The sequence below is a fragment of the Bacillus sp. JJ1533 genome (assembly GCF_036965045.1).
Lineage (GTDB): Bacteria > Bacillota > Bacilli > Bacillales > Bacillaceae_L > Ferdinandcohnia.
Genome location: NZ_JBALOV010000027.1, coordinates 24,267 through 50,483, shown reverse-complemented (window position 1 = coordinate 50,483; position 26,217 = coordinate 24,267). Strand labels below are relative to the sequence as shown.

At 37.0% G+C, this 26,217-nt stretch carries 24 protein-coding genes and 1 other annotated feature; of the genes, 22 read left to right on the top strand and 2 right to left on the bottom strand.

Annotated features, from left to right (window positions below):
- Positions 1-225 precede the first annotated feature (225 nt).
- The 12 genes from V7138_RS14700 to V7138_RS14645 all read left to right on the top strand — a co-directional run bounded on the left by V7138_RS14700 (position 226) and on the right by V7138_RS14645 (position 13,497).
- Positions 226-1,239 (top strand): ABC transporter ATP-binding protein, encoded by a 1,014-nt coding sequence (locus V7138_RS14700; protein ID WP_335398619.1) that lies wholly within the window; start codon positions 226-228, stop codon positions 1,237-1,239.
- 2 nt (positions 1,240-1,241) lie between these two features.
- On the top strand, positions 1,242-2,234 hold the full coding sequence (locus V7138_RS14695) for an ABC transporter ATP-binding protein (RefSeq protein ID WP_335398617.1): 993 nt from the start codon (positions 1,242-1,244) through the stop codon (positions 2,232-2,234).
- A 53-nt stretch (positions 2,235-2,287) separates the two neighbouring features.
- Positions 2,288-4,003, top strand: a complete 1,716-nt coding sequence (gene opp4A, locus V7138_RS14690) for an oligopeptide ABC transporter substrate-binding protein (RefSeq protein ID WP_335398615.1) — start codon at positions 2,288-2,290, stop codon at positions 4,001-4,003.
- A gap of 91 nt (positions 4,004-4,094) precedes the next feature.
- Positions 4,095-5,060, top strand: coding sequence for an oligopeptide ABC transporter permease (gene opp4B, locus V7138_RS14685; RefSeq protein WP_335398613.1), 966 nt, complete (start codon positions 4,095-4,097; stop codon positions 5,058-5,060).
- 12 nt (positions 5,061-5,072) lie between these two features.
- Positions 5,073-5,981 carry an oligopeptide ABC transporter permease gene (gene opp4C / locus V7138_RS14680; RefSeq protein ID WP_335398611.1) on the top strand — a complete coding sequence of 303 codons (909 nt, stop codon included), beginning with the start codon at positions 5,073-5,075 and terminating at the stop codon, positions 5,979-5,981.
- A gap of 488 nt (positions 5,982-6,469) precedes the next feature.
- Entirely contained in the window at positions 6,470-7,453 is a 984-nt protein-coding gene (locus V7138_RS14675; RefSeq protein ID WP_335398609.1) for an ABC transporter ATP-binding protein, read from the top strand.
- A complete protein-coding gene (locus V7138_RS14670) occupies positions 7,450-8,472 on the top strand; it encodes an ABC transporter ATP-binding protein (protein WP_335398607.1) in 1,023 nt (340 codons plus the stop codon). Before V7138_RS14675 ends, V7138_RS14670 begins: the two co-directional genes overlap by 4 nt.
- Before the next feature lie 115 nt (positions 8,473-8,587).
- Entirely contained in the window at positions 8,588-10,270 is a 1,683-nt protein-coding gene (locus V7138_RS14665; RefSeq protein ID WP_335398605.1) for a peptide-binding protein, read from the top strand.
- 140 nt (positions 10,271-10,410) lie between these two features.
- A complete protein-coding gene (locus tag V7138_RS14660; RefSeq protein ID WP_335398603.1) occupies positions 10,411-11,361 on the top strand; it encodes an ABC transporter permease in 951 nt (316 codons plus the stop codon).
- Positions 11,362-11,376: 15 nt separating this feature from the next.
- Positions 11,377-12,285, top strand: coding sequence for an oligopeptide ABC transporter permease (opp4C, locus tag V7138_RS14655; protein WP_335398601.1), 909 nt, complete (start codon positions 11,377-11,379; stop codon positions 12,283-12,285).
- Between the two features lie 146 nt (positions 12,286-12,431).
- The gene (locus V7138_RS14650) at positions 12,432-12,647 is read left to right on the top strand and encodes a hypothetical protein (RefSeq protein WP_335398599.1); all 216 of its coding nucleotides are present in this window, start codon (positions 12,432-12,434) and stop codon (positions 12,645-12,647) included.
- A 100-nt stretch (positions 12,648-12,747) separates the two neighbouring features.
- A complete protein-coding gene (locus tag V7138_RS14645) occupies positions 12,748-13,497 on the top strand; it encodes a YjbA family protein (RefSeq protein WP_335398597.1) in 750 nt (249 codons plus the stop codon).
- Positions 13,498-13,538: 41 nt separating this feature from the next.
- On the opposite strand, the gene trpS is transcribed toward V7138_RS14645, so the two are convergent.
- On the bottom strand, positions 13,539-14,528 hold the full coding sequence (gene trpS, locus V7138_RS14640; protein ID WP_335398595.1) for a tryptophan--tRNA ligase: 990 nt from the start codon (positions 14,526-14,528) through the stop codon (positions 13,539-13,541).
- Between the two features lie 66 nt (positions 14,529-14,594).
- Positions 14,595-14,820 (bottom strand) — a binding site (T-box leader).
- Positions 14,821-14,992: 172 nt separating this feature from the next.
- On the opposite strand from trpS, the gene V7138_RS14635 reads away from it, so the two are divergent.
- From V7138_RS14635 to V7138_RS14610, 6 genes are all read left to right on the top strand, one after another.
- Entirely contained in the window at positions 14,993-16,630 is a 1,638-nt protein-coding gene (locus V7138_RS14635; RefSeq protein WP_335398593.1) for a peptide ABC transporter substrate-binding protein, read from the top strand.
- Between the two features lie 92 nt (positions 16,631-16,722).
- Positions 16,723-17,658, top strand: coding sequence for an ABC transporter permease (locus V7138_RS14630; protein ID WP_335398592.1), 936 nt, complete (start codon positions 16,723-16,725; stop codon positions 17,656-17,658).
- A 3-nt stretch (positions 17,659-17,661) separates the two neighbouring features.
- Positions 17,662-18,579 (top strand): ABC transporter permease, encoded by a 918-nt coding sequence (locus V7138_RS14625; RefSeq protein ID WP_335398590.1) that lies wholly within the window; start codon positions 17,662-17,664, stop codon positions 18,577-18,579.
- 12 nt (positions 18,580-18,591) lie between these two features.
- On the top strand, positions 18,592-19,650 hold the full coding sequence (locus tag V7138_RS14620) for an ABC transporter ATP-binding protein (protein ID WP_335398588.1): 1,059 nt from the start codon (positions 18,592-18,594) through the stop codon (positions 19,648-19,650).
- On the top strand, positions 19,651-20,589 hold the full coding sequence (locus V7138_RS14615) for an ABC transporter ATP-binding protein (RefSeq protein WP_335398586.1): 939 nt from the start codon (positions 19,651-19,653) through the stop codon (positions 20,587-20,589). It begins immediately after the preceding gene.
- A gap of 215 nt (positions 20,590-20,804) precedes the next feature.
- Complete coding sequence (locus tag V7138_RS14610) at positions 20,805-22,010, top strand: putative glycoside hydrolase (RefSeq protein WP_335398584.1); 1,206 nt, start codon at positions 20,805-20,807, stop codon at positions 22,008-22,010.
- 229 nt (positions 22,011-22,239) lie between these two features.
- Here the strand turns inward: V7138_RS14610 and V7138_RS14605 are convergent, their stop codons facing one another.
- On the bottom strand, positions 22,240-22,425 hold the full coding sequence (locus tag V7138_RS14605) for a hypothetical protein (protein WP_335398582.1): 186 nt from the start codon (positions 22,423-22,425) through the stop codon (positions 22,240-22,242).
- A 147-nt stretch (positions 22,426-22,572) separates the two neighbouring features.
- Here V7138_RS14605 and V7138_RS14600 point away from each other — a divergent pair, with 147 nt between their 5' ends.
- From V7138_RS14600 to V7138_RS14585, 4 genes are all read left to right on the top strand, one after another.
- Positions 22,573-23,148 (top strand): GNAT family N-acetyltransferase, encoded by a 576-nt coding sequence (locus tag V7138_RS14600; RefSeq protein WP_335398580.1) that lies wholly within the window; start codon positions 22,573-22,575, stop codon positions 23,146-23,148.
- 238 nt (positions 23,149-23,386) lie between these two features.
- Positions 23,387-23,782: a transcriptional regulator SpxA gene (spxA, locus tag V7138_RS14595; RefSeq protein ID WP_099354197.1), complete on the top strand. Its 396-nt coding sequence runs from the start codon at positions 23,387-23,389 to the stop codon at positions 23,780-23,782.
- Between the two features lie 350 nt (positions 23,783-24,132).
- Positions 24,133-24,801, top strand: coding sequence for an adaptor protein MecA (gene mecA, locus V7138_RS14590; RefSeq protein WP_335398578.1), 669 nt, complete (start codon positions 24,133-24,135; stop codon positions 24,799-24,801).
- 126 nt (positions 24,802-24,927) lie between these two features.
- On the top strand, positions 24,928-26,160 hold the full coding sequence (locus V7138_RS14585) for a competence protein CoiA (protein WP_335398576.1): 1,233 nt from the start codon (positions 24,928-24,930) through the stop codon (positions 26,158-26,160).
- Positions 26,161-26,217 lie beyond the last annotated feature (57 nt).

The window sequence follows — 26,217 nt, the reverse complement described above, 5'->3', positions numbered from 1 at the left end:
GAACCCTTGTATAGACAACTTATTTGAAAATTCCAATATAATATATTTTTATAATATATTAAAATAATTTGATTAAATGGAAATTAACTAAAAACCCATATATTACGGAGTTTTAAATCTTTTTTTATGTAAATTTAAAAATTGTCTTGCAATTATAACATTATAGTAATAAAATTTTATTTACATATTAATTGTGGATAATCTAGAAGAATTTGGGGTGTTATTATGCAACAGCCAAATAATGGAGCCCCTTTACTAGAGGTAAAGGGCTTAAAAACAGGCTTCAACATAGATGGAGAAATCTATCATGCAGTGGATGATGTTTCTTTTACAGTAAATCCGCGCCAAATTGTCGGAATTGTTGGTGAATCCGGCTGCGGAAAAAGTGTCATGTCAATGTCTGTAATGAAACTATTACCGGTAGGGATCGGAGAGATTACAGACGGGGAAGTTATTTTCCAAGGAAATAATATTGAAAGTCTATCAGAATCTGAAATGAATAAAATACGCGGAAAAGATATTTCAATGATATTCCAGGAGCCAATGACTGCACTTAACCCAGTTTTCACCATTGGGTTTCAATTAGACGAGGTTCTATTAAACCACCAAAAAATTTCAAAGCAAAGAGCAAGAGAAATTAGTATTGAACTTCTAACCCAAGTAGGTATTTCTCGTCCTGAGAGTATTGTAGATGAATACCCTCACCAACTTTCTGGAGGGATGAGACAGCGTGTCATGATAGCAATGGCTATTGCATGTCAGCCAAAACTATTAATTGCAGACGAACCTACAACTGCTCTTGATGTGACAGTACAAGCACAAATACTAGAACTTCTTAAGACGATTCAAGAAAAGAATGATATGTCAGTCATTTTAATAACGCATGACCTTGGTGTTGTAGCCGAGATGTGTGACGAAGTAATTGTAATGTACGCAGGTAAAATCGTGGAAAGAACGGATGTTGATACACTTTTCTACAATCCAAAGCATCCATATACAAAACTCTTAATGGAATCTATTCCAAAGCTTCATGAAGAAGTTGAAACATTGGGATCGATTGAAGGAATTGTACCATCCTTAAAAAACATGCCTAAAACGGGTTGCCGATTTACTGACCGTTGCCCGGCAGCAATGCCAGAATGTAAGACGCTAACACCTGAATTGGCAGCAGTAGAGGATGGACATGAAGTTTCCTGTCTTTTATATAAGAGCAGTCGTCCTGTAGAAGAGGTGAAATAAAAATGGCTCAATCAACATTAGAGAAAAAAGATAATCTTATTTTGGAAGTTAAGGATCTTAAAACCTACTATCCTATTAAAGGTGGGTTTATGAGGAAAACGATTGGCCATGTAAAAGCGGTTGATGGTGTTTCGTTTGACATTAAAGAAGGTGAAACATTAGGTCTTGTAGGTGAATCAGGATGTGGGAAGTCAACAACAGGAAGAACCATTCTTCGTTTGCTTGAACCAACAGAAGGCCAGATTCTATTGGATGGTAAAGACATCACAAAACTTAAAGGAAAACACTTGAGAGAAATCAGAAAAGATTTCCAAATGGTATTCCAGGACCCATATGCTTCATTAAATCCAATGCAGATGGTTGGTGATATCGTAGCAGAACCTATCATTAACTACACAGGAAAATCATTAAAAGAACTAAAAGGTGAAGTATTGGATTTATTGAAAAAGGTTGGTCTTCCCGAGGATGCTTTCTATAAATACGCACATGAGTTCTCTGGAGGGCAACGCCAAAGAATTGGGATAGCACGTGCCTTAGCACTTAAGCCAAAACTAATTATCGCAGATGAACCTGTTTCGGCGCTCGATGTTTCCGTTCAATCCCAAGTATTAAATTTATTAAAAGAATTACAAGAGGAGTTCGGATTAACGTTCCTTTTCATCGCCCATGATCTGAGTGTTGTGAAGCACATGAGTGACAGGATTGGAGTTATGTATCTTGGAGGTATTGTAGAAATTGCAGATAAGGATGACTTGTATGCTGAACCGCTTCATCCTTATACACAGGCATTGATATCTGCTATACCCGAGCCTGATCCAAGAAAGAAAAAGGAAAGAATTGTTCTTCAAGGCGATGTACCAAGTCCAGCGAATCCACCAAGTGGCTGCCCGTTCCATCCAAGATGTCCAATGGCAATGGAGGAATGTTCGAAAAGCAAACCACTTTTAAAGGAGGTGAAGCCAGGACATAAGGTGGCTTGTCATTTACACAAATAATTGGCAGCTAAAATTTAAAAAACATAAACAAATACTTAAGGGGGAAAACCTACATGAAAAAGTCAGCATTGTGGACAATCGTACTTATGCTAGCAATGTCCTTATTTCTAGCAGCATGCGGTGGTAATGAAAAAACAGCTGAAAAAGAAAAAGAAAACACTGGTTCAGAAACAGCTGAACCAAAAGAAGGTGGAACAATCACTTTAGCAGTTGACCAAGCTCCTGAAGGCGTTTTTGAATCTGCTTATTATAGAAGCGTTATTGATGCGCAAATCCTTGGTTTTACTGGTGGTAGTATTTACAAGGTAAATGACGACCTAGAGTATGTACCAAATCTTGCTGAATGGACAATCAGCGATGACAAATTAACGTATACTTTTAAATTTAAAGAAGGCGTTAAATGGCACAATGGTGAAGAGTTAACAGCTGATGACTATGCGTTTGCTCTTGAAACAATCGCAGACCCTGATTATGATGGCTCTCGCTTCAACTATGTTGAAGGAATCAAAGGTGCTACAGAGAAAAAAGAAGGAAAAGCAGACCATATCGAAGGTGTTAATGTAATTGATAAATACACAGTTGCAATTACTTTTAAAGAAGTGAAAATTAACAACTTAGAAAATCTATGGTCAGATCCAATGCCTAAGAAACATTATGAAGGCGTACCTGTAGCTGAACTTGGAGAATCTGAACAAGTTCGTACGAATCCTGTTGGTCTTGGACCATTCAAAGTGAAAAAAGTTGTACCTGGTGAGTATGTAGAATTAGAACGTTTTGATGAATATTGGGAAGGGAAACCACTTCTAGATGGAGTAGTTATCAAAGTTATTGATCCTTCATTAGCAAACGGTGCTTTCCAAAATAGCGAAATTGATATTATGAACATTGCTCCAGCGTCTGTTAAAGAATTAGAAAAGATGGATCATGTTCGCGTAGAAGAAGCTACTGGAACTGTTTACTCTTATATCGGTTTACGTTTTGGTCATCGTGATCAAGAAGCACGTAAGAACATAGCTGATTTTGATAAGTTTGAATCTAAAGAGTTACGTCAAGCTTTATTAACTGCAATTGATCGTCAAGCAATGATTGATGGTTTCTTATCTGGTAAAGGTAAAGTATTCAACACTGTTATTCCATCTGCATTCTGGATGGCTGCTGATGATTCAGAACTAAACCAATATGAATATAACCAAGAAAAAGCAAAAGAACTTTTAGCTTCAGCTGGTTATAAAGATGTAGATGGAGACGGATTTGTAGAAGATCCAGAAGGCAAGCCATTCTCTATCAAATTTGGTCACTATGCAGGTAACGCAACATTTGAAGGTCGTTCACAAGCAATTATCCAAAGCTGGAATGACATCGGCGTAAAAACTGAATTAGCAACTGGTAGTCTAATTGAGTTCAACCTTTATAACGAAATGAAAGACAATGACGATGTTGAATTAGAAGCATTCTTCGGTTCTTGGGGAACTGGTTCTGACCCAGATCCATCTGGTCTATGGGCTAATGATGCTGAGTGGAACTATGGACGTTGGGTAAATGAAGATAGCCAAAGACTTCTTGATGAAGGCTTAAGCGAAAAAGCATTTGATAAAGAATATCGTGGACAAGTATATGTTGAGTGGCAAAAACTATTCAACGAAGAATTACCAGCATTACCATTATGGGAAAACATGGACCTATATGGAATTAACGAACGCCTTCAAGGTGTACATGTAAATGCAGTTGGATTCCAAACAGATGTTCATAAATGGTATGTAACTGATTGATCACAGGTCAGTAAAGTTCAAAAAGTCACGAACTGTGACTTTTTGAACTTCTATTTTAGTAAAGAATTTTTTAGAATAAGGAGAAATTAACATGCTCCAATACTCAATTCGAAGAATACTAAGCATGATTCCATTATTACTCCTTGCCTCAATAGTGGTATTTTCCTTGTCAAAAGTAATGCCAGGTGACCCGTTTGGGGGAGAAATTGACCCGTCAAATACTGATCCAAAATACATTGAAGAAATGCGAGAAAAATTGGGCTATAACGACCCAATCTATGTACAGTATTGGAGATGGGTTACTGACTTTGTTCAGGGGGATTTTGGAAAATCTACAACACATAAAATGGATGTTTCAAAGCTAATTGCTCAAAAAATTCCAAACACATTATTTTTAGCACTTGTTTCATTATTTTTTACGTACATTTTTTCCTTCTTAATGGGAATGTATTCAGGACGAAAGCCGTATAAACTTGGAGATAATCTTATTGCAAGTTATAACTATATCGGACTTGCAGTTCCATCGTTTGTTGCGGGGATTGTAGCGATTTATTTCTTTGCGTTTCAGCTTAATTGGTTCCCATTCAGCGGATCAGTTGAAGTAGGACTTGATGAAGGAACTTTTGAATATTATGTGAGTAAATTCCATCATGTATTGTTACCAGCACTCGTTTTAGGATTAATGGGTACTGCATCATACACTCAATTTTTACGCAATGATATTATCGAAAATAGTCGGAAAGACTTTGTAAGAACAGCAAGAGCAAAAGGCACGAAAGAATCAACGATTTATAATAAGCATATTTTACGAAATTCTATTATTCCGTTAGTAACATTTTTAGGATTCGATATTGCAACCTTAATAGGTGGAGCGGTTATAACTGAAACTATTTTCACATACCCTGGAATCGGACAACTTTTCTTAGAATCCGTTAACACAAGGGATTATGCTGTTATGATGACGATCACAATGTTACTTTCATTTTTAACACTTTTCGGAAATCTTATCGCTGATTTACTTTATGGTATCGTGGATCCGCGGATTCGATTGGATTAAGGAGGAGAATAAATGGAAGTAGTTACAAATACAGATGCAGGTTCACCAGACAAAGAAGCAAAAAGTCTTTCCCCTTGGGCGATAGCCAGAAGGAAATTCATGAAAAACAAACTAGCGATGTTCAGTTTGGGTTTTCTGATTCTAATCATATTAACGGCTATTTTTGGCCCAATGTTTAATAAAATGGATATTGTTCGTGTTGATTTCACGAACATGAGAAAACCGCCGTCCGCAGATAACTGGCTTGGGACAGATACAAACGGTCGTGACATGTTTGCAAGAATGCTACATGGGGGAAGAACATCCTTATTAATTGGATTCTCATGTACCATTTTCATTACTCTAATTGGAACTATTGTCGGTTCTGTCGCAGCTTATAATGGTGGGAAAATCGACCAGATGTTAATGCGTTTTACAGATTTCGTATTAGTATTCCCTTTTATGATCTTTGTAATTGTTTTAAACAGTATTCTTACTGGGAAGGTATCTGGAGCATGGACTCTAATTATTGTAATGAGCTTACTAAGTTGGGGTGGAGTTGCACGTATCGTTCGCAGTAAAGTCTTAGCAGAAAAAGAAAATGAATATATTCTTGCTGCGAAATCGATTGGGACAAGGCCATCAAAAATCATTATTAAACATTTGTTACCAAATGTTTCTTCCACAATCATTGTGCAAGCGACATTAATTTTGGCGGTTATGATTGTTGCTGAATCTGGTTTAAGTTTTCTAGGTTTTGGGGTACCTTCGAATACACCAAGCTGGGGAAATATGCTAGCGGAGGCAAGGGATGCCGATGTTCTGCGAAATATAACTTGGATGTGGGTACCTCCTGCAACAGCTATTACATTAACCATTTTATCCATAAATTTCATAGGTGAAGGGTTAAAGGATGCGCTTAATCCTAAATCCAACCGTTAACAGATCTATCACAATGTGTGATGGATCTTTTTTTGTCTTGGTATTTCACTGATTCAACGCTTTTTGGCGGTAAAGTATTATATTGAGAAAATAAAAACAGCGTTTTATAACAAAGATATATTACGTATGATTCTTTTGAAAAACCTTTAATATCAAATGGTTAAAGAAAAAGTAATGAAAATAATAAAAATTATCTTGCAATTTTGACATAGTTTTAATAGAATTTTAAATAGATTAAGAGAATGTAAATTTTTCGGTTTAACCTGAATTAAATCAATTTTTAAAAATTGACTTGTATTTGTAATCTTTCTGTAATAAAATTTAGGTGATTCTTTTGTCAGATAATTTAGTGCACTCTTTACGTTAACGCTTTAATCTGGTAAAATGAGAGATTGCTAGAAATTTTTGGTTGATATTTCTCTAAAAATATTATATTTTGAATAATGAGTGAACTTGTTTAGTTCCGATAAGGAAGGTGAACCTAATTTATGGCTACATTACTAGAAGTGAAAAATCTAAAAACATATTTTTATAAAAAGAAAACAGTAATACCTGCCGTAGATGGCGTTGATTTAAAAATAAATAAAGGTGAAACTTTAGCAATAGTAGGTGAGTCTGGATCTGGTAAAAGTATTACCTCACTTTCAATTATGAAGCTCGTACCAAGTCCGGCTGGAAAGATCGTAGAAGGTGAAATCGTTCTTGATGGTAGAAACCTCGTCGAACTGTCTGAGGCAGAAATGTGTAAGGTTCGAGGAAATGATATTTCAATGATTTTCCAAGAACCAATGACATCTCTTAACCCAGTACTAACCGTTGGAGAACAAATCATTGAGGTACTAATGTATCACCAAAAAATGTCCAAAGCAGAAGCGACTAAAAAAGCAATTGAAATGTTGGAATTGGTTGGATTCTCAAGGGCAGCTGAATTAATTAATGATTACCCGCACCGTCTTTCAGGTGGTATGCGCCAAAGGGTAATGATAGCTATCGCAATGAGCTGTAATCCAAAGCTTTTAATTGCGGATGAGCCTACAACCGCTCTTGACGTTACAATTCAAGCGCAAATTCTTGATTTAATGAAGGATCTTAGTCGCAAATTTGATACTTCAATTCTTTTAATCACCCATGACTTGGGAGTCGTATCAGAGGTTGCCGATAAAATTGTTGTTATGTACGGTGGCCAAGTAGTTGAGCAATCACCAGTGGATGATTTATTTGATGAACCGCTTCATCCATATACGGTTGGACTCATGAATTCGATACCTGCAATAGAAGGTGAAATTGAACGTCTTCAATCAATTGAAGGAAATGTACCTTCACCTGAAAATATGCCGAAAGGATGCAGATTTGCCCCACGCTGTTCCAAAGCTTTAGACCGCTGTTTTGCAGAAGCACCTCAGCTAAAACAAATGGGTAAAGAACGAGCAGTTCGCTGTTTCCTATATGAAGATGAGGGGGCACAAGCATGACTACTACCAACCTAGATAATAAAGTTAAAACAACGCAGGAAAATAGCGATATCATCCTGGAGCTTCAAGATGTTAAAAAATATTTTCCAATCAAGGCTGGTCTCCTGCAACGAAAAGTAGGTAATGTCAAAGCAGTTGACGGCATTAGCTTACAAATCAAAAAAGGAGAAACAATCGGGCTTGTTGGAGAGTCAGGCTGTGGAAAATCCACAACTGGCAGAACAATTATCCGATTATACGAACCGACTGATGGAAAGATTATTTTTAAGGGTAAAGACATTTCACATATGTCGGAAAGTGAATTAAGAAAACATGTGAGAAGAGACATTCAAATGGTCTTCCAAGATCCATTTGCAACCCTTAACCCTAGAAAGACATTACGTTCTATTATTAAAGAACCATTAATTACTCATAACTTATACAATGCAAAAGAGCGAGAAGAGAAAGTAAAAGAATTAATGGAAACGGTTGGATTAAACTCATCTTTTATCAATAGATATCCACATGAATTCTCAGGAGGACAACGTCAAAGAATCGGAATTGCAAGAGCACTTGCGTTAAATCCTGAATTGATTATAGCTGATGAACCTGTATCAGCGCTTGACGTGTCGATTCAAGCTCAGGTTATTAACTTGATGGAAGATCTTCAAGAAGAATTTGGACTAACGTACATCTTTATCTCTCATGACTTGAGTGTTGTAAGACATATAAGTGATAGAGTAGGAGTTATGTATTTAGGTAGAATGATGGAATTAGCTGAAAAAGAAGATTTATATGCTGAACCACTTCATCCATATACACAAGCATTATTATCTGCCGTTCCTGTTCCTAAAAAAGCAGGTGCAATCAAAAGAGAACGAATTGTACTTAAGGGAGAACTTCCAAGTCCTTCAAATCCGCCAAGTGGATGTGTCTTCCACACTAGATGCCCAGCCGCAACCGATATTTGCCGCCAGCTGGTACCAGAATTTAAGGAAGTAAAACAAGGGCATTTTGTTGCATGTCACCTTTACGAGTAAAGGTGGCTGCACAGAAAATATATAGATTTCTTGAAGGGAGGAGATGCCACCTAAGAGGGATCAATCTAAGTAGTAAAAACTAAAAATTCTAACAAAACGATAGGGGGAAACAAAGATGAAGTTAAGAAAGAGCTTATGGCTATTTTTAGTCCTAACACTTGTTATGTCACTTTTCTTAGCAGCTTGTTCCGGTGGCGAAAAAGCTAATAGTGACGAAGAAAAGCCAAAAGAAGAAACACCTGCAAAAGAAGAACCAGCAAAAGAAGAACCAAAAAATAATGAACCTGTAACTGGTGGAGATTTGGTAGTTGGAAGTGCAGGGAGTCCAACATTATTCAATCCATATTTTTCAACTGATACAGCGTCAAGTGATATTGAAGGATTAATCTATAATGCAATTGTCAAGACAAATAAAGATCTTGAAACTGAGTATGATTTAGCTGAGGATATTCAAACTTCTGAAGATGGTTTAGAATATACGGTTAAACTTAAGCAAGGCGTTAAATGGCATGATGGTGAAGAAATGAATGCTGACGATTTAGTATTCGCCTATGAATTAATGAAAAAACCAGAGGTAGTTTCAGAACGTAAATCAAACTTCGAAAGTTTAGAAAAAATTGAAAAAATCGATGATTACACTGTTAAATTTACTTTAAATAAAGTAGATGTAACTTTCTATCCAACAACATTAGGATCATATGGTCCACTACCTGAGCATATCTTAGGTGATGTTGACCCAGCTACAATTCATGAGCATGAGTTCAATACAAAGAGCCCTATTGGTACTGGTCCTTTCAAATTTGTAGAATGGAAAGATGGCGAGTATGTAAAAGTAGAAGCGAATGATGATTACTTTGAAGGTCGTCCATATTTAGATACGATTACAACTAGATATGTAGCAGATGCTAATGCTTTAATCGCAGCATTGCAAGCTGGTGAAATTGATATGTATAATGCATTCCCTGGTACTGAAATTGATACTGTAAAAGCAATCGAAGGAACTAAGATTGAGGAAGATTTAGCTTTATCTTATACATTCCTTGGATTCAACCAAAAGGATGAAAGATTCAAAGACAAGAAAGTACGTCAAGCATTTACACATGCTGTAAACAAACAAGCAATTGTTGATAGCATTATGAATGGTGCTGGTCAACCTGCTGAAGCTCCAGATAGCCCGTTGATGTGGACATATAATGACGACGTACCAAAATTTGATTATGATTTAGAGAAAGCCAAAGCATTGCTTAAAGAAGCTGGTTGGGAAGATACGAACGGTAACGGTATCGTAGATAAAGATGGCAAAGAAATGTCATTCTCTATCAAAACGAACCAAGGTAACAAAATCCGTGAAGATATTGCTGTAGTTTTACAACAACAATTTAAAGAAATTGGCGTTGAAGCAAAACCAGAAATCGTTGAATGGTCAGCATTCATTGAACAAATCTCTGCTCCAAACTGGGATTATGAAGCAATGATTCTAGGCTGGTCATTATCAACATTCCCTGATCAATATGATATTTTCCATTCAAGTCAAGCTGAAGAAGGCTTAAACATGAACTGGTATAGCAATCCTGAAGCAGATAAGCTAATGGAAGAAGCTAGAAAGACTACTGACATTGAGAAGTATAAGGAAATTCACAAAGATCTATACCAAATTCTTGTTGAAGACCAAGCATATACATTCTTGTACTACCCAATTGAGTACCGTGCTATGCCGGAAGAATTACAAGGTTATGAATTCCATCCGAAGTCTCAATTATTCAATGCAAATAAATGGTGGTTACAACCTAGTAACTAATAATAGTAAACTAACATGATTATTGCAGAGGGAAGGGTAATGATTCCCTTCCCTCTTGCTATTGGAAACCGAAAATTCCTGGATATTTGTATCTAGATCAAACATAGACGAATTTATTAAATTGTGAAGGAGAAATAGCTATGGTATCTTATATCATCCGTCGAACATTAATGGCTATTCCCCTATTATTAGGAATTACCATCATCTCATTTGCAATCATGCATATGGCTCCAGGTGACCCAACTGCACTCTTGATGGACCCTAATATTAGTGCTGCAGATAGAGAGGTGGTTATGGAGAAATATGGATTTAATGACCCTGTCCATGTACAGTATTTCAAATGGTTAGGAAACATGCTTCAAGGTGACTTTGGAGATTCCGTTATTAATAAGGGCCGAGATGTTTCTGAGTTGATTTGGAATCGATTGCCGAACACCCTCTTGTTGATGGGAGTATCTACAATATTAGCAATCGTAATTGCAGTTCCATTTGGTGTCATTTCTGCTGTACGTCCATATTCAAAAATAGATTATACAGTTACTGTATCTTCCTTTTTAGGACTTGCTATCCCAAATTTCTGGTTTGGACTAGTATTAATTATGATTTTCTCTGTTCATCTAGGCTGGTTCCCAGCTTCAGGTACCCAAACACTAAATGCACCGTTTAGCATTTGGGATCGTATTCACCATTTAATCCTACCTGCTTTCGTTTTAGCAACAGCCGATATGGCTAGTTTAACTAGATATACTCGATCAAGTATGATCGAGGTTGTTAACCAAGACTACATGAGAACGGCAAGAGCAAAAGGCTTTAAAGAAGGAAAGGTTATTGCAAAGCATGGATTACGAAACGGTTTAATTCCGGTTATTACGATATTTGGAATTATGATACCAAGTTTCATTGGTGGTTCCGTAATTGTTGAATCCGTATTTGGTTGGCCGGGACTGGGAAAATTATTCGTTGATTCAGCTTTCCAACGTGATTATCCAATCGTTATGGCAATAACTGTTATTTCCTCCGTACTAGTAGTAGTAGGAAATCTTATAGCCGATATTTTATACGCTATCTTTGATCCGAGAATTGAATACTAGAGGGGGGGAAGAAGGATGGCACAACCTAATTTAGCACCAGGAAATGAAATAGAACTTCAAGGTATGAGCTCTAAAGCCGATACTTTGACGAAAATAATGATTCGTAAGTTCTTTAAAAATAAGCTTGCAGTTATCGGTGCAGTGCTTTTGATTCTTATTATCTTATCAGCGATATTTGCACCATTATTAACGCCACATGACCCAGACAAACAGGATCTATTTAAGAGACTTGCAGACCCTAGTAAGGAACATTTACTAGGTACAGATACCTTTGGCCGTGATATCTTAACTCGATTATTGTATGGTGCAAGAATTTCATTACTGGTAGGCTTTGCATCAGTAGCTGGAGCGATTACGATTGGAACAGCATTAGGTGCAATTGCAGGATATTTTGGTGGAATTGTTGATGCATTGGTCATGAGATTCGTAGATATTATGCTTTCTATTCCACAAATTTTCTTGCTAATCACGCTTGTAACGCTTTTTAAACCAGGTGTTGATAAGTTAATTATCATTTTTGCACTTACAGGATGGATGACAACTGCCAGATTGGTTCGGGGTGAGTTTTTATCACTGCGTAATCGTGAGTTTGTTTTAGCATCTAAGACGATTGGAACAAGAAGCTTTACCATTATCTTTAGAGAAATCCTTCCAAACGCGATGGGGCCAATCATTGTTGCAGCTACATTAGCTGTAGGGGGAGTCATTTTAGCTGAGTCTGCTCTTAGTTACCTAGGATTAGGTATTATGCCACCAACACCAAGTTGGGGAAATATGCTACAAGGTGCACAGAGTATAACAATCATGCTTAACCAGTGGTGGGTTCCAACTGCTCCAGGTTTAATGATTTTAATTACCGTACTATGCTTTAACTTCGTAGGTGATGGTCTTCGTGATGCACTTGATCCAAAAATAAATGAGTAAAAAGCCAAGATGCGATCTTGGCTTTTTCTATTTTCCAGTAGTCATCTTTTCTAAACTTGAACCATAGATTATAGTAAGTAAATGGGACGAGCAGGTGATTGAATTGAGAAGGCATTTTTATCACAGCTTTATTGTCTGGTATCCAGATGGGTAGGGCTTTTTTCTTTTTAGTTGGATTTGGGCTAGCAGTTAGTGGAGGTATTACGATCATTGCTTATTTAAACCTAATGACAACAGGGCTTACATTTGTGCAATACTTGCAATTTATTAGTAAAAGAATTGAATGCTATCTAGTCGCAGTGGGCTTAGGAATGATTTGGGCTAGTATTTACTATCCGGTAAAATCATCAAGAAGAGATTAAGATGTAGAGTATTTTTCTAGCAAAACAAGAATATTTTGGAATAAATTTTTCCCCTTCTGCCTATACTGTTGACAAACAGCTTTGAAGTGAGGGGTAATAAATGTTGTTTCTTCATGATATTTGGGTAAATTGGTTTGAAGGTGAAGAAAATGGTTACAACGTTTGCCACTTCCATGAATGGCGCAAGGATGATAGTGTTGAACTGTTAGACCAGGTACCTTTGCTAAAAATTGAGTCTCCATTGTTTAACTACATTGAGAATGATTTAATGGAACTACCACAGCAACTTCTTATGGATGTTCACCAAAAAGCGTATGTTCGAAAAAATCATGAACGGATTCAGCTCGATTATTGTTTTGTTGTAACAGATGGTCATGGAATTATGGCGATAGACACAATTGGGTACAATATTCCAATTCGGAAAAGTCGATTAATTCCACGGCAGGAACAGCTTGTTTATGAGATGGTGAGTGGACATGAAGCGATTCCTTATACTTTTGATACTAAGGATAGCATAAATGACAAGGAATATCATATTTTATCTCCATCACCTATTGAAATGGCAGGGCTAACCCGTAAGGAAAGACAGTTAAAGCAGCTTTTATTTATGGCGTTAGATCAGTTAGCCTCAACAAAAAATGTAGCTGAGATCAGGTATTGGTATACGGAATGGAATCCGTCGAGATACCAAGAAATTCAGGAAATGCAGTTTGAGGAAGTATGGCATAACCTCTATGAAGAAACGAGAAACGGTTGGACGAGCAAACATGTCCAACTATGTGAAAACCTAATTAAAGGTCAGCCATTTTTTGAAAAGCTTTGGGAAATTGAACATGAGTCAAAGGTATAAGAAAAAGGATTTGTTTTCGAACAAATCCTTTTTCACTTTTATTATTTTCTTTTTCTCCCTAGACCCATGGCATTTTCCATCTTTTTGACGGTTTTACTTGCTACTTTATTGGCTTTTTCAGCACCGGCATCAAGGATTTCATCTAATTTTGATGAGTTTAAGAAGTCGTAATATCTTTCTTGAATAGGGCGAATTTCGTTTAATACAACCTCCGCTAGGTCAGCTTTAAATTCTCCGTATCCTTTTCCTTCATACATTGCTTCAATTTCCTCAATTGATTTGTTGCTGAAATTGGAATAGATGGTCAGTAGATTGGAAATACCAGGTTTATTTTCCTTGTCGAATTTCACAATTCCCTCTGAGTCGGTTACGGCACTTTTAATTTTTTTCTCAATTTGTTTTGGATCATCGAGTAAGGCAATATAGCTTTTTTGATTTGGATCTGATTTACTCATCTTCTTAGTTGGTTCCTGTAAGGACATAATTCTTGCGCCTTCTTTAGGGATTCTTGCATCAGGTATCGTGAAGATTTCACGATATTTTTTATTAAATCTTTCAGCAAGGTCACGTGTTAATTCGATATGTTGCTTTTGGTCCTCACCCACAGGAACAAGGTCTGCATTATAAAGGAGAATATCTCCAGCCATAAGTGGAGGATAGGTTAATAATCCAGCCACGACTGCTTCTTTTCCTTGTGATTTATCCTTAAATTGAGTCATTCGCTCAAGTTCACCGATATAAGAGACACATTGTAACATCCAACCTGCTTGAGCATGTGCCGGAACCTCTGATTGAATAAACAGAGTTGCTTTTTCTGGATCAAGCCCAATTGCCAAATATAGTGCAGCTAGGCTTTTAATATTTTCGCGTAATTTTTTTGATTCTTGTGGTACTGTAATCGCGTGTTGGTCCACTATACAATAGAAGCAATTGTATTCATTTTGCAATTCAACAAATTGCTTCATTGCCCCGATATAGTTTCCTAATGTGACGGATCCACTTGGTTGAATCCCTGAAAAAATAGTTTGCATCTTGTTTTTCTCCTTTTTTAATAGTTAAAACCAAAATAAAAAACCACCCATCCCTAACAATTAAATGTTAGGGACGAATGGTTTCCGCGTTGCCACCCTAGTTATTTTACCCATATTAGTGAGTAAAATCTCTCGTATCCTTGTAACGTAAGGAACACGTCTAAAGCCTACTTTGTTTTTCAGCATAGATGCTCATAAGTCCATTCCATATGCTCCATTATCTGTTCACACCAACCACAGACTCTCTGTAAAAATGGTATTCATATGTACTACTCTTCTTCATAGCACGTTATTCATATTATTTTTATTATATTCTTTTCAATCTAAATTGCAAGTAGTGAAGCGAAAAAAATGGTAAAACATAGGATGCTAACACGCATAAGAAGATATGTTTTGAAACAACATAAGTAGCGTATATCTTTTCGAAACAAATCAAGCAAATTACATATTTGGGAGGTTATCTAATGAAAAAATTATCGAGGTTAGTAAGCATATTTTTGGCAAGCACCCTTGTCCTTTCCGCCTGTGGCACATTTGATAATGATAACGAAGAAGGAGGCGGAGCTGAGGGGGAAGGTGCAAAGCAAGAACTAAGAATCAATATTAGTTCTGAACCTCCAACATTACACCCAGGCTTAGCAACTGACTCAACATCTGGGGTTGTCCTTACCCATGCCTTTGAAGGTTTGACACGTATCAATAAAAATGGAGAAGCAGAAGAAGCAATGGCGGAAAAAATAGATGTATCAGAGGACGGAAAAACTTATACATTTACCATTCGCGATGCCAAATGGTCCAATGGTGATCCTGTTACTGCTCATGATTTTGAATATGCGTGGAAATGGGTACTGGTCCCTGGGAATCAATCTGATTATGCTTCACAAATATACAATTATATTGAAGGGGCAAAAGACGCATACAATTCACCAGATATTACAATCGAAAAAATGGAGAATGTAGGTATTAAAGCAATCGATGATAAAACGCTTGAGGTTAAATTAGTAAACCCAACTGCTTATTTTCTAGAACTAACAGCCTTTTATACGTATTTTCCTGTGAATAGTAAGATTGCAAAGGATAATCCTGATTGGGCAAATCGTGTTGATGAATCTTATGTATCGAATGGCCCATTTGTGATTGCGGATAAATCAGCAACAATCACGCTTGAAAAAAATAAGGATTATTGGGATGCAGATTCAGTTAAACTTGAAAAAATTACAATGGATATGATTAATGACCCGAATACAGAGTATCAGAGTTTCAAAAAAGGTGAATTGGACTGGGCTGGGGCGCCTATGTCAGCATTACCGACAGATGTTATTCCTACTTTAGAAAAAGAAGGAACACTCAAAAAAAGCACAATTGCAGGAACGTATTGGTATAAATTTAATATTAATAAGGAGCCGTTTCAGAATGAAAATATTCGTAAAGCATTTGCTTATGCGATTAATCGAAAAGCGATAGTAGATAACGTTGCCCTAGGTGGACAAATTCCAGCAATGGCATTAGTTCCAACGACCATATTAAAAGAAAATGAGAACGGTTATTTCAAAGATAATGATGTTGAGGCTGCAAAGGAACATTTACAAAAAGGTTTAGATGAACTTGGTTTAGCCGACGTTTCTGAACTTCCTCCAATTGCTCTCTCCTATAATACTTCCGAAGGGCATCAAAAGATTGCCCAGGCAATTCAAGATATGTGGAGAACAAATTTAGGAGTGGAAGTAACACTTAATAATGCGGAATGGAACGTGTTTCTTGATAATGTAGACCAAGGCAATTTCCAAATTGCTCGTACAGGTTGGTTAGCTGATTTCAATGACGCTGTAAACTTCCTTGAAATTTTTACTGAACCAAAAGGTAATAATGATACAGGTTGGACAAGCGAAACATTTAATAATTTGCTTTCGCAAGCAGCAAAAGAAACGGATAAAGATAAGCGCCTAGGAATACTGAAAGAAGCCGAGCAAGTGGTAATTGGTGAAATGCCAATTGCACCTATCTACTTCTACACAAACAACTGGGTTCAAAATGAGAATCTAAAAGGTGTTGTTATCTCACCATTAGGTGATGCTCAATTTAAGTGGGCTTACTTTGAGTAAGTAAAAATAAGCAGTTACCACAGTAAAGTAAGGTATATAGTTGGCCTATATACCTTACTTTTTGAAGCGTATGTGATTGGGAGGTGTTCAAAGTGGCAAAATATATCATTAAGAGATTGCTCTACATGCTCGTTTCTCTCATCTTGATTGTAACCGCCACATTTTTCTTAATGCAAGCGGCCCCGGGGGGTCCTTTTACAAAGGAAAAAGAAGTTCCCCCTGAGATTGAAGCAGCATTAAATGCTCATTATGGTCTGGATCAACCACTATATAAACAGTATTTTGACTATTTATATGATGTGGCAAGATGGGATTTTGGTCCTTCCTTTAAATATAAAGCAATGACAGTCAATGAAATCATCAATAATGGATTTCCTATTTCCCTTTTTTTGGGGCTTGAGGCCATTTTAATCGCGATTGCCTTTGGTGTGGTTTTAGGTGTGCTCGCTGCAATGTATCATAATAAATGGCAGGATTATTCGGCGATGATTGTTGCCGTTTTAGGAATATCAGTTCCAAGCTTTATTTTAGCTACGGTCTTGCAATATGTGTTCGCTATTAAACTGGACCTTTTTCCTGTGGCAAGATGGGAATCTTTTATGCATACCATTTTACCAGCAATTGCCCTAGCATCCTCACCAATGGCCTTTATTGCTCGATTAACTCGTTCAAGTATGCTTGAGGTATTGAGCAATGATTACATAAAAACGGCTCGTGCGAAAGGATTAACGAAACCGACAATCACCATTAAACATACGATACGTAATGCGATGTTACCGGTTGTCTCATATATGGGTCCGTTAACAGCAGGAATCTTAACAGGAAGCTTTGTCATTGAGAAAATTTTTGGAATACCTGGATTAGGGGACGAATTTGTAACGAGTATCACAAACCGTGATTATACCGTGATTATGGGAGTCACTGTGTTTTATAGTATCTTACTCTTGATTTCTGTTCTCCTTGTCGATATTTTGTACGGATTTATTGATCCTCGTATTAAGCTTTCTGGGGCGAAGAAGGGAGAGTAACATATGCAGAATATCCCAAAAGAATTGTTTACACCTGCAACTATCAATGAGAATGAAGCTGAAAAAATTTCAAAACCAAGTCTATCCTTTTGGAAGGATGTCACATCCAGATTTAAAAAAAATAAATTGGCAGTAGCAGGTGTGGTTCTATTAATTCTTTTATTAATCATGGCCATTTTTGGCCCAATGATGAATGAATTTGATTATCGGACAACAGATCTTGCCCATGCCAATGAGGCTCCATCAAGTGTGCATTGGTTTGGGACAGATGAGTTGGGAAGAGATGTTTTTACAAGGACGTGGGAAGGAGCCAGAATCTCTTTATTTATTGGACTGGCTGCTGCTGTTATTGACCTTTTTATTGGGGTTTTATGGGGCGGCATATCCGGCTATATGGGCGGAAAAGTTGATGAATTTATGATGAGATTTGCTGATATTTTATATGGCGTACCTTATTTGCTTTTAGTCATTTTACTTATGGTTATATTAGAGCAAGGGTTAGGCACCATGATATTAGCGATGACGATTACGGGCTGGATTAATATGGCCAGGATTGTGAGAGGACAAGTCTTACAGCTGAAATATCAGGAATATGTTCTTGCCGCTCAAACGCTAGGTGCGGATGTCAAGCGAATTATGTTTAAGCACTTGATTCCAAATTCAATGGGACCGATTTTAGTTACGATGACGTTAACGATTCCAAATGCAATCTTTACTGAATCCTTTCTAAGTTATCTTGGCTTAGGTGTACAGGTACCACTTGCCAGCTGGGGAACAATGGCTTCGGAAGGTTTGCCAGCATTTGAATATTATCCTTGGCGTTTGTTTTTCCCGGCTATCTTAATCTGTATCACGATCTTTGCTTTTAACGTAATAGGGGACGGAATGCGAGACGCATTAGACCCAAGGCTGCGCAAGTAAGGGAGTGAGTAAATGGAAAAGTTATTAGAAGTAAAAGACCTTGAAGTCTCGTTTCAAACCTATGCGGGTGAGGTAAAAGCTGTCCGCGGTGTGAATTTTGATTTGTATAAGGGGGAAACACTGGCAATTGTGGGGGAATCAGGTTCGGGTAAAAGTGTAACCTCGCAAACAATCATGAAGCTTATTCCAATGCCTCCAGGAAAAATTACGAAAGGCCAAATCCTGTTTGATGGGGATGATCTCGTTCCAAAAACCAATAAGGAAATGGAGAAGATTCGCGGAAAGGATATTGGGATGATCTTTCAAGATCCAATGACCTCCCTTAACCCAACAATGAAGGTCGGTATGCAAATAATGGAGGTATTAATTAAGCATCAGAATATGTCAAAGGGAAACGCAAAAGATCGTGCAGTTGAGCTTCTAAGACTCGTTGGAATACCCAGCCCAGAGAAGCGGGTCAATCAATATCCGCATGAATTTAGTGGTGGAATGAGGCAGCGTGCTATGATTGCAATTGCCTTGGCGTCAAGCCCAAAATTATTAATTGCAGATGAACCAACTACGGCATTAGACGTAACCATTCAAGCGCAAATATTGGAGTTAATGAAAGACCTTCAAAAGAAATTGGAAACGTCGATTATTTTTATCACGCATGATTTAGGAGTCGTTGCCAACGTCGCAGACCGTGTTGCGGTTATGTATGCAGGAAAGATAGTTGAATACGGAACCGTAGATGAAATTTTTTATAATCCGAAGCATCCCTACACTTGGGGATTATTGTCGTCCATGCCGAGCCTTGACAATGATAATCAAACAGAACTTATGGCAATACCCGGGTCACCTCCTGACCTTACAAATCCTCCGAAAGGGGATGCGTTTGCGCCAAGAAATCGTTTTGCTATGAAAATTGATTATGAAATGGAACCCCCAATGTTTAAGGTTACGGATACACATTATGCAGCAACATGGCTACTTCATCCTGATGCACCCAAGGTGGAGCCGCCAGAAGCGGTAAAACGCAGAATTCAAAAATTATCATCCGAAAAGCAACAGAGAAAGGATGATGAATAAATGGCTGAAAAACAAAAATTAGTCGAAATCAAAAATTTAAAACAATATTTTAATGTGGGAAAGCCAAATATGGTTAAAGCAGTGGATGGAATCACTTTTGATATTTACAAAGGCGAGACATTAGGTCTAGTAGGTGAGTCTGGCTGTGGAAAATCAACCACAGGTAGAACGATTATCCGTTTATATAATGCCACAGGTGGCGAAGTCATTTTTAATGGAGAAAATGTTCACGGGAAGAAGTCTAAAAAAGAGTTAAAAAAGTTTAACCGAAAGATGCAAATGATTTTCCAGGACCCTTACGCTTCTTTAAATCCGAGAATGACCGTAGCGGATATTGTGGCTGAGGGTATTGATATTCATGGGCTTGCGAAAAACAATAGTGATCGAATGGAACAAGTTTATTCCCTTTTGGAGACAGTTGGTTTAAACCGCGAGCATGCTAACCGCTATCCACATGAATTTTCTGGAGGCCAGCGTCAACGGATAGGAATCGCACGTGCACTTGCTGTAAAACCAGACTTTATTATTGCCGATGAACCAATCTCTGCGTTAGATGTATCGATTCAAGCCCAAGTCGTCAATTTGATGAAAAAGCTCCAAAATGAAAAAGGGTTGACTTACCTTTTTATTGCACATGATTTATCAATGGTAAAATACATTAGTGACCGAATTGGCGTTATGTATTTCGGGAAAATCGTCGAACTTGCAGATGCAAACGATTTATACACAAACCCTATTCATCCATATACAAAATCATTGTTATCCGCAATACCACTACCAGACCCTAATTACGAGCGAAATCGAAAACGACTAAGTTATGATCCAAAAGAACATGGGTATTCAGAGAATGAAGAAATAAAGCTCCGAGAAATTAGACCTGGACATCTGGTGGCTTGTTCGGAAAAGGAATACAAAGAATATAAAGCACAATACAGTTAGTGGGACAGGTACACCTTGTCCCACTTTTTTAATTTTCTGCAGGGAATTACCAGTTATATCACAAGAATTAAAATGGAAACTATTCTTATAAAGACAAACTTACTCATTCATTAAAATAAATACTGAATATATGAAAAGTTTGTCTAATTTTGTATAATTTTCACGATTGTTCATTTAGAATGGTTATTAGAGTGGTTAAAAGGAAGGAGGAAGACATGAAGAAAATTATCACTTTTTTAATGATAAGCCTCGTAATCGGATTCGGTTTTATATTTGTTAATCAAACAGGATATGCAGATAATATAATACTCACGCTAGAATCTCATCCAAAAAGTAAAATGGTACTATCTAAAAAATCAATTCCAGAAACGGCTACCCGGTTTGAATTTGAGTCTGGATATCAATTTGAATATCCTGACGCTATTAGAGGTATTTATGTTTCAGCCCATTCCGCTGGAGGCAATCGTTTTCCACAACTTGTCCAATTAATTGATGGGACGGATCTAAACGCAATGGTTATTGATGTGAAGGACGACTTTGGTTATTTGACTTATGTACCTCCACAAGGCTCGAAATATCAACGAATTAGTAAGGATTATATTAAAGACCCAGCATCACTAATTAAAAAACTTGAGGAAAAGCAAATTTATCCGATTGCAAGGGTTGTTGTATTTAAGGATTCAGTATTGGCAAAGAATAGACCGGAATTATCCTTTAAAGAAGGAGACAAAGTTTGGACAAATGGGCGTGGGGAGGCGTTCGTGAATCCATTTTTAAAAGAGGTTTGGGATTATAATGTAGGGATTGCAATTGAAGCTGCAAAGCTTGGATTTCAAGAGATTCAATTTGACTATGTCCGTTTTCCAGAAGGGTTTGAAAGACGTGATCAAACCTTAACATATAGCATGGGGGAATACGAGAAAGCAAATATAGACAATGTTCAAAAAAGAGTTGCTGCTGTGACTGATTTTGTGGCTTATGCAAAAGAAAAATTACAGCCCTATGATATAAAGGTTTCGGTGGATATCTTTGGATATACAGCAACATTGCCTGAAGCACCCGGCATTGGGCAAAACTTTTCGAAGATCTCCGAGCATGTCGATGTGATCTCTTCGATGATTTACCCAAGTCATTGGACTTCATATTTTGGAATTCCACGTCCAGACTTAGAACCATATCGCTTAGTTTCTGAATATGCAAAGGTTGAAAATCATAAACTTAACCAAATCGAAAACAGACCTATTTCAAGACCATGGCTTCAAGACTTTACAGCGAGTTGGCTGGGAAAAGGAAATTATACGGTTTACGGAAAAGCTGAAATAGAAGCGCAAATAAAAGGATTGCAAGACCAAGGGATCCATGAATTTTTACTATGGAACGCTGCAAATACCTATACAAAAGGCGTGGACTACACTCCATAATAAGAAAAGCGTAAGGCGCCTGCCTTGGGGAACATCGACTAACTACCGCCACGTCCTGTGGCGAACGTCGATGTCAGTACTTCCTGTGCAAGTCAAGCATAAGACGAGCGCTGACAAAAGGTGCCTTTTACCTTCCGAAGCGATTGGCTTATGACCAGAGAGCCGATGGCGCCTGAAGCTAGACAATAAAATGGCTGGCCCAATCGACTTTGGGCCAGCCTTCATTTTATTATTTTTTTCGTCCGCCAACGTTTTTCCATCCTGTTTTTACATGTAAATCTCGATTAACAATATCAGAACCGGTTTTGCCACCAAAAACTCGTTCCCCAATTCCATTTGCCATAACACCCATCAAGGCAGTAATACCAATGATGAGAACAGCAATTAGACCTAAATCCATTATGTAGTTTGCCATGAACACCCCTCCATGAAAAGGTTTTCTTCTTACTTCTATTCTATTCGAAGTTTAGTTTGAATAAAAGAGGGAATATCTAATTTTAGAACAAACTTACTGAAATTGCATACACTAAGTATGTCCCATTAAATGACAAGGAGAAGATGTATGAATTGGTATGAAAAATTAAATCAGTATTTTCCAATCGAAGAAATGAAATCAAAAGAACATATGGAAACACTATTACAGGAAAAAGGAAATATTTATTATAAAGATGAAGGACCTTACCATGTTCTTATGTATGCGGAGTTGGAAGGCTTTATTTTTATTGACTATCTTTTTGTTTCATCAGAATCTCGCGGACAAGGCTTAGGACATAAACTCATTGAAAAACTAAAGAAAAAAGGGAAACCAATAATCCTAGAGGTTGAACCCGTTAACTATAATGACTCAGACACTGAAAAAAGATTAAGGTTCTACAAACGAGAAGGATTTGAGCATGCAACCTCAATTGGATATGAACGTAAGTCATTAGCAACAAATGAACGTAATCAAATGGAAATTTTATATTGGTCACCAACAAATCAACCCGAAGAACTTGTCTTTGAAGCGATGAGAAAGACTTATGAAGAAATCCACAAATATAAAGACAAAGAGTTTTATGGAGATTCCTATGAAGACGTTGATGAAGTATTATCATTTAAAAATAATAATGATAATCGGGATATCTTAAAAAATGTTTAATACTGGGAAACTAAAAGGCTGTGAATGCCTATTGTTTGTCGATTAAAAGCATTGAGTATCAAAGAGTGAATGAATCTTAAGTTTTCTTTAAAATTGTCTATCTTTCTCAGAAAATTTGAGGTATAATAATTAAAGAAATTACTTAATTAAAGTCATTTTAATTTAGGAATATACACATCCATGACCAATCATGCAGATTGTTAAGTAATAATCTACTTTTAAGGGAGTGATAAGGTTAATGGTTACTCTTTATACTTCTCCAAGCTGTACTTCTTGCCGAAAAGCGAAGTCATGGTTAGAGGAAAATCAAATTCCATATCAAGAAAGAAACATTATTTCAGATTCTCTTTCAATCGAAGAGATCAAAGAAATTTTACGTATGACGGAAGATGGAACAGATGAAATCATTTCAACTCGTTCTAAGGTCTTTCAAAAATTAAATGTAAATCTGGAGACTATGCCTCTTCAGGATTTATACAAATTGATTCAAGAAAACCCTGGTCTTCTTCGTCGACCTATTATCATCGATGAGAAGAGACTTCAGGTAGGATATAACGAGGACGAAATTCGCAGATTTCTACCAAGAAAAGTTCGTACCTTCCAACTAAAAGAAGCGCAGCGCTTAGTCAACTAACATCAAGAAACTTCTACTTTAACGTAGGAGTTTTTTTCTTTAATAGGACATTTTACTCGTTTTCTATCGCGTTTCGTATTATAATGGTACATAAAACAGAAGGTACCCGAATCTTGCTTAACCGTATTCATTAATGTATGAATAAAAACCGGGCAAAACAACTGTTTTTATAAAAATAGCCTTTTTTATTTCCATTCTCATAGCTTTTAACATAAAATAAAGTACAAGATTAGACTTTTTCTTATCCTGAGGTTATTCTGCAACAATTATGGGAAAAGTGAATAAAAGAGCATCTGGCTCGGGGGTATAACGTCCCTTCAAAAACTGAGCAAGAAGGGAGAGGTTCTGTAATGGAAATCGAACGAATCAACGAACATACAGTAAAATTTTATATTTCATATAATGACATAGAGCAGCGTGGATTTGAACGTGAAGAAATTTGGTATAACCGGGAGAGAAGTGAAGAGCTCTTTTGGGAGATGATGGACGAAATTCATCAGGAAGAAGAATTTACGATTGATGGTCCACTATGGATCCAAGTCCAGGCGTTAGAAAAAGGGTTAGAGGTTCTTGTAACCAGAGCACAGCTCTCAAAAGATGGTAATAAATATGAGCTTCCTGTTGGTGACGATAAAATTCATGTTGATGAAAAAATCGAATCCTTACTCGATCAGCAATTTCATACAAAATATGAGGACAAGGATTTTATCGAAGAATTTGAAGAAGAAAACTTCCAATTTTTAATTCGATTTCAAGATTTTGAGGATGTTATATCTCTTGCACATCGAATCCAGCTTGAGGGATTAAGCAACTCCTTGTATTCCTTCGAAAATAAGTATTATTTATTTATCGAATTCAACGAGGAAGTTTATACTGAAGATGAACTTGAAGATATGCTTAGTATCGTCTTGGAATATGGGCAGGAATCAGCTATGTCGATTCATAGAATTGAAGAATATGGTAAAAAAATCATGAATGAGAATGCGTTAGAAGAAATGGTTAAATATTTTTCGATATAATTGAAAGTCGATTTCATTTTCTGAAATCGGCTTTTTTAAGTGAAATGTTCATAATATTTAGATTGTGCAACCCCGTCATCTGTGCTATTTTTAAGGAGCCATTAAAAATAAGTAGGAGATGAGGCCATGTTTGTTGCTTTACGTGAAAATGGTGAATACCTATCACTTTTGGAAAAATGGGAGCGTTCAGAATTGCTTAAGCTTCGAAAGCAGGAGACTTTTCATTGTCCAGCATGTCAAAGCAAGGTTCAGCTTAAGGCGGGTATGAAAAAGACTCATCATTTTGCACATTTAAAAGGATCCGAATGCACAGTTAAAACTGAACCTGAGTCAGAATACCATCTAGAAGGTAAACGGCAGCTTTATCATTGGTTTCACGCCCAAGGCTATGATGTTAAGCTGGAGCCATTTTTACCCGAAATATCACAACGTCCAGACCTCTTAGTTTCCACTCAAACCAAACACTTCGCAATTGAGTACCAATGCTCCCAAATTGATTTTTCCTTATTTAAGAAGAGATCAGATTCCTATAAAAATGAAGGAATTGTGCCTATTTGGATTTTAGGTGCTAAATGGTTTAAACGGTTGTCTACCTATACGGTTCGACTACCACCATTTCAATGGCTTTTTGCCACTTCCTTTAATCAATTCATCCAGCCAAGTATTCTTTATTACTGCCCAGAAACATCTACCTTCGTTAAACTATCGAATCTTCAACCATTTACGACTAGTGAAGCTTTTTGTACCATTCATGTTAAGCATGAAAATATGATGTCCTTTTCAGCACTATTAGCACCTCCCAATCCCCCGTTTACCTTTCAACACTTTTGGGGAAGAAAAAAACAAAAGTGGAGGGCAAGCTACTCCGGATATTCATCTAACCATTTGACTCCATTCTTGACGACCCTCTATCAAAATCGAATTCCACCAGCCCATTTACCTGCTGAAGCAGGATTACCCGTTCCGTCAGGCTACTGGTTCCATACACCGCCGATGATTTGGCAGATGTGGATTTTGCTAGATCTTTTGCTTCTTCTGAGGAGAGGTGATACATTCTTTTTTTCAAAAGTAATGGAGGTCATCTCAAAGCGATTGGATACAAAAGATATTATGATTAGACAGTTGCCACTGGTGTGTCATACCCAATATTCACTTGCAGCTGAGGAATATTTAAATATACTTGTCATTACAGGCAAGCTAAAAAAACTTTCGAAGACGAAATATGAAAAAACGAAGGATTTTGAAGTACCAACGAATCTAGAGGAAGCTTGTAAAATGGACGAAAACCTGTTGGAAAGTGTTGGAAAGCATGAAGAAGTTGGATTGGAACAACATAATATTGGTAGAGAACTAAGTTAACATAAATTCAAAAGGCTTGAACTTTTTTCATAAAAAAGGAGATAATCAAAGGGGTAG